At 74.8% G+C, this 4,112-nt stretch carries 4 protein-coding genes; all 4 read left to right on the forward strand.

The window, feature by feature from the left end; genetic code table 11:
• Positions 1-398, forward strand: a 398-nt coding sequence (locus ABZU52_RS31985) for a glutamate mutase L (RefSeq protein ID WP_354974647.1), incomplete at its 5' end; no start/stop codon positions are given.
• Positions 399-886: 488 nt separating this feature from the next.
• Positions 887-2,635, forward strand: coding sequence for an apolipoprotein N-acyltransferase (gene lnt, locus ABZU52_RS31990; RefSeq protein ID WP_354974650.1), 1,749 nt, complete (start codon positions 887-889; stop codon positions 2,633-2,635).
• A gap of 34 nt (positions 2,636-2,669) precedes the next feature.
• Positions 2,670-3,479: a polyprenol monophosphomannose synthase gene (locus ABZU52_RS31995; protein ID WP_354974648.1), complete on the forward strand. Its 810-nt coding sequence runs from the start codon at positions 2,670-2,672 to the stop codon at positions 3,477-3,479.
• Positions 3,480-3,547: 68 nt separating this feature from the next.
• Positions 3,548-4,078, forward strand: coding sequence for an FxsA family protein (locus ABZU52_RS32000; protein WP_354974649.1), 531 nt, complete (start codon positions 3,548-3,550; stop codon positions 4,076-4,078).
• Positions 4,079-4,112: the final 34 nt, after the last annotated feature.

Below are 4,112 nucleotides of genomic sequence, written 5' to 3' on the forward strand. Positions count from 1 at the left end.
CCCTGCCGGGCGCCGCGGCGCGCCGCGCGGCCGACCCGGCGTTCCTGGCCGTCGACGACGTCGAGCGGGCCGTGGACCGGCGCATCGCCACCCTCGCCGCGACGGTGGCGCTGCGCCGGCACGCCCGGGGCGCCGCCACCGGTGAGCGGGCCGGGCGGGACCTGCGCGACGTGCGGCTGCTGGTGGGTTCCGGTGGGGTGCTGCGGCACGCGCCGGCGGACATGTCCGGGCAGGTGCTGACGGCGGTGCTGGCCGACCACGCCGGCGGGTGGGCGCTGCCGCGCGCCGCCGCCGCGGTGGTCGACGCGGACTACGTGCTGGCCGCCGGAGGGCTGCTCGCCGAGGAGCACCCGGCGGCCGCGCAGGCGCTGCTGCGTCACCATCTGCGTACGCATTGAGACTCGCCGACCCGACACGCCGTGTCGCAACACACGACAGGCCGGGTGCGGGTTGACAACCGACGGGGGTCGGCACGTACCGTCTTTGAGTCCTACCACGGGAAGCGGCTGTTGTTCGCTTCGTCCCTTCGTCCGCTGGCCGAGCGACATGTTTCAGCGTCATCGTCGCGGCGGCCAGGTCCAGCGGGCGGGGGTCGGCGGGGCGGCGCGAACCGGCCGCGGTTACCGGTGTACGGGCAGGGTGAGGTGCACGGCCAGTAGACAACGGCCCGGCGGGGGCAGCCAGTCCACGTCCGGTCGGTCCGAAGGTCGTCGTGCCCCATCCTCGCCACACCGGCCGGGAAGGGCCTGGGAGCATCGGGGCGCGGCGTCAGCCGCGCCCCGATTTCATGTTTCCCGGGCGGTTCGTGCCCGATGGCCCGACGCGGCCGGTGCATCCGCCAGCCAGGTAACCTTCGCCCCGTGATCGAGGTGAAGCGGTGACGACCCTGGACCGGGATGAGACCCACACCCCGGCGGTGCTGCCCCGACCGGTCGTTCCCGGTCGGCCGCTGCCGCTGCGGGTCGCCGCGCCGCTGGCCGTGGCCGCCGGGCTGGCCCTGCTGGTGGCGTTCCCCCCGTACGGGGTGTGGCCGCTCGCGCCCGTCGGGGTGGCGTTGCTGGCCGCCGCCGCGCACCGTCGACGGTTGCGCGCCGGCGCCGGCCTGGGCTTCCTGACCGGGGTGGCGTTCTTCGCCCCGCTGCTGGCCTGGACGAACCTGCACACCGGCTACCTGCCGTGGGTGCTGCTGTCGCTGCTGCAGGCCGGCTACCTGGCGCTGCTGGGCGCGGCCACCGCCTGGGTGTCGCCGCTGGCCGACCGCAGCCGGTGGGCGTGGCCGGCGCTGACCGGGCTGCTCTGGGTCGGGCAGGAGGCGCTGCGCGACCGCACCCCGTTCGGCGGGTTCCCGTGGGGGCGGTTGGCGTTCAGCCAGGACACCTCCCCGCTGCTGCGCCTGGCCGCGCTGGGCGGCGCCCCCCTTGTCACCTTCGCGGTGGCCCTGATCGGTGGGTTGCTGGTCACCGCCGCCTGGCGAGGCTGGGCCACCGCCCGCCGTCAGGCGGCCCAGGACGGCACACCGCACCCGGACGGCGCCCAGACCGCCCCAGCGGGCCCGGACGGCCCACTGGCCACCCCAGCAGCCCCGGAGGGCCCGCAGACCGCCACGTCGCACCACGGCGGACGGCAGGGCGGCTCACCGGCGCGCCGGTGGGCACCGGTTCTCGTACCGGCCGTCGTGGCCGTCGCGCTGACCGCCGGGGGGCTGCTCGTGCCGGTCGCCACCGCCGGGTCCGGCGCAGGCGTCACCGTGGCGATCGTGCAGGGCAACGTGCCGCGGCTGGGCCTGGACTTCAACGCCCAACGGCAGGCGGTGCTCAACAACCACGTCGACGCCACCATCGAGCTGGCCGGGCGGGTCGCCGCCGGACAGCAGCGCAAACCCGACCTGGTGGTGTGGCCGGAGAACTCCAGCGACATCGACCCGCTGCGCAACCCCACCGCCGGTGCCCGGATCTCCCAGGCCGCCGACACCATCGGCGCGCCGATCCTGGTCGGCGCGGTGCTGCTCGGCCCCGACGCCGGGCAGGTCCGCAACGCCGGCATCCTGTGGCGCCCCGGCACCGGCGCGGACCTCGACCAGCTGTACACGAAACGCCACCCGGTGCCGTTCGCCGAGTACGTGCCGCTGCGCGACGTGGCCCGGATGGTCAGCAAGCAGGTCGACCTGATCCGCAACGACTTCGTCCCCGGAAGCACCCCGGGTGTGGTACGCGCCGGGCCCGCCGTGCTCGGTGACGTGATCTGCTTCGAGGTCGCCTACGACGAGGTGGTCCGCGACACCGTCACCGGCGGCGCGCAACTGCTGGTGGTGCAGACCAACAACGCCACCTTCGACGTGGCGGAGGCCCGTCAGCAGCTGGCCATGGTGCGGCTGCGGGCGGTGGAACACGGTCGGCCGGCGTTGATGGCCTCCACGGTCGGGGTGTCCGGGTTCGTCGCACCCGACGGGCGGGTAAGCGATGCCACCGGGTTCAACACCCGGGAGGTCGTGGTGCGGCAGGTGCGCCTCGACGACGGACGCACCCTCGCCACCCGACTCGGCTGGTGGCCGGAGGTGGCGCTCGCCGCGCTGGCCGCGGCGGCCCTGGTCGGCGCGGCGGTGCTGCGCCGCCGGCAGCGGGTCATGCCCGGATAGCAACAGCCGGTACGCCGGCGGGAGCGGAGGAACCGTGATCCAGGCGACCGATACGATCCGACGCGCGGACGAGGTGCCCGGAGTGGGCCGGGTGCTGGTGGTGATCCCCACCTACAACGAGGCCGACAACATCGCGGTGATCGTGGGTCGGGTCCGGCGGGCCGCCCCGGCGGTGCGGATCCTCATCGCCGACGACAACAGCCCCGACGGCACCGGTGCGATCGCCGACGCCCTCGCCGACGGTGACGCGCACGTGCAGGTGTTGCACCGCCGGGGCAAGCAGGGCCTCGGCGCGGCGTACCTGGCCGGGTTCGGGTGGGCGCGCGAGCGTGGCTACCAGGCGGTGGTGGAGATGGACGCCGACGGGTCGCACGCCCCGGAGGACCTGCCGGCGTTGCTGGACGCCGCCCGCGACGCCGACGTGGTGATCGGCTCCCGGTGGACCCGCGGCGCGCGGGTGCTCAACTGGCCGCTGCGGCGGCTGCTGCTGTCACGCGGCGGCAACCTGTACGCGCGCCTGGCGTTGGGTATGCCCGTCTCGGACGCCACCGGCGGGTACCGGGTGTACCGGATCAGCGCGTTGGACGCCATCGACCTGGAGTCGGTGACCTCGCAGGGCTATTCGTTCCAGGTGGAGCTGTCCCGGTTGGCGCATCGGGCCGGGGTACGGATGGTGGAGGTGCCGATCACCTTCGCCGAGCGGGAACGCGGCGACAGCAAGATGAGCCCGAAGATCGTGGCCGAGGCGCTGTGGCGGATCACGGCCTGGGGTGTGCGGGACCGACGTCAGGCGGTCCGTCGGGGCCTGCACGGCGCGGCCGCCGGTCAGGCGCGGTGGCCGTGAGCGCGACCGTGTCATGCTGGATGGGCGGACCACGTCCGTGGTGTCCGCAGGGATGGCGATGAGGTGAGATGCGCCGAGGACTGAGGTTCGTACCGTTGGCCCTGTTGCTGGCGGTGGTGCTGGAGCTGGCGGTGTTCGTCGGCGTGGGGCGGGCGCTGGGGTTCGGGGCGGCCGTGTTGCTGGTGTTCGCCGCGTCCCTGCTGGGGTTGGTGCTGCTGCGCCGCGAGGGGATGCGCGCCTGGCGTGGTTTCCGCTCCGCCGCGGCGGCCGGGCAGCCCCCGGGTGGGCAGGTGACCGACGGCCTTGTCGGGTTGGCCGGCGCCCTGTTGCTGGCGGTGCCCGGCCTGGTCAGCGGGCTGATCGGGGTGCTGCTGCTGGTGCCGCCGGTGCGTCGACTGGCCCGCGCCGGGGTGCGCCGGGCCACCGAGCGGCGGGTGTCGTCGATGGTCGCCGGTGACCTGTTCGGGCCCCGCACGGTGCGGGTGCGCCAGGGTGCGCCGCAACCGACCCCGCAACCGGATCCGCAGCCGGAACAGCCGGTGGTGATCGACGGCGGTCGAGCCATCGAAGGCGAGATCGTCGAGCCCGGCCGGCACTGAGACAAGCGTTGGACACGACGGCGCCCCCGGGGAT

Origin of the sequence: Micromonospora sp. NPDC005220 (assembly GCF_040607895.1) — a bacterium.
GTDB lineage: Bacteria > Actinomycetota > Actinomycetes > Mycobacteriales > Micromonosporaceae > Micromonospora.

Excerpts from the sequence above, each read along its gene's own strand:
- ABZU52_RS32000 (WP_354974649.1), top strand. The coding sequence starts at position 3,548 with ATGCGCCGAGGACTGAGGTTCGTACCGTTGGCCCTGTTGCTGGCGGTG.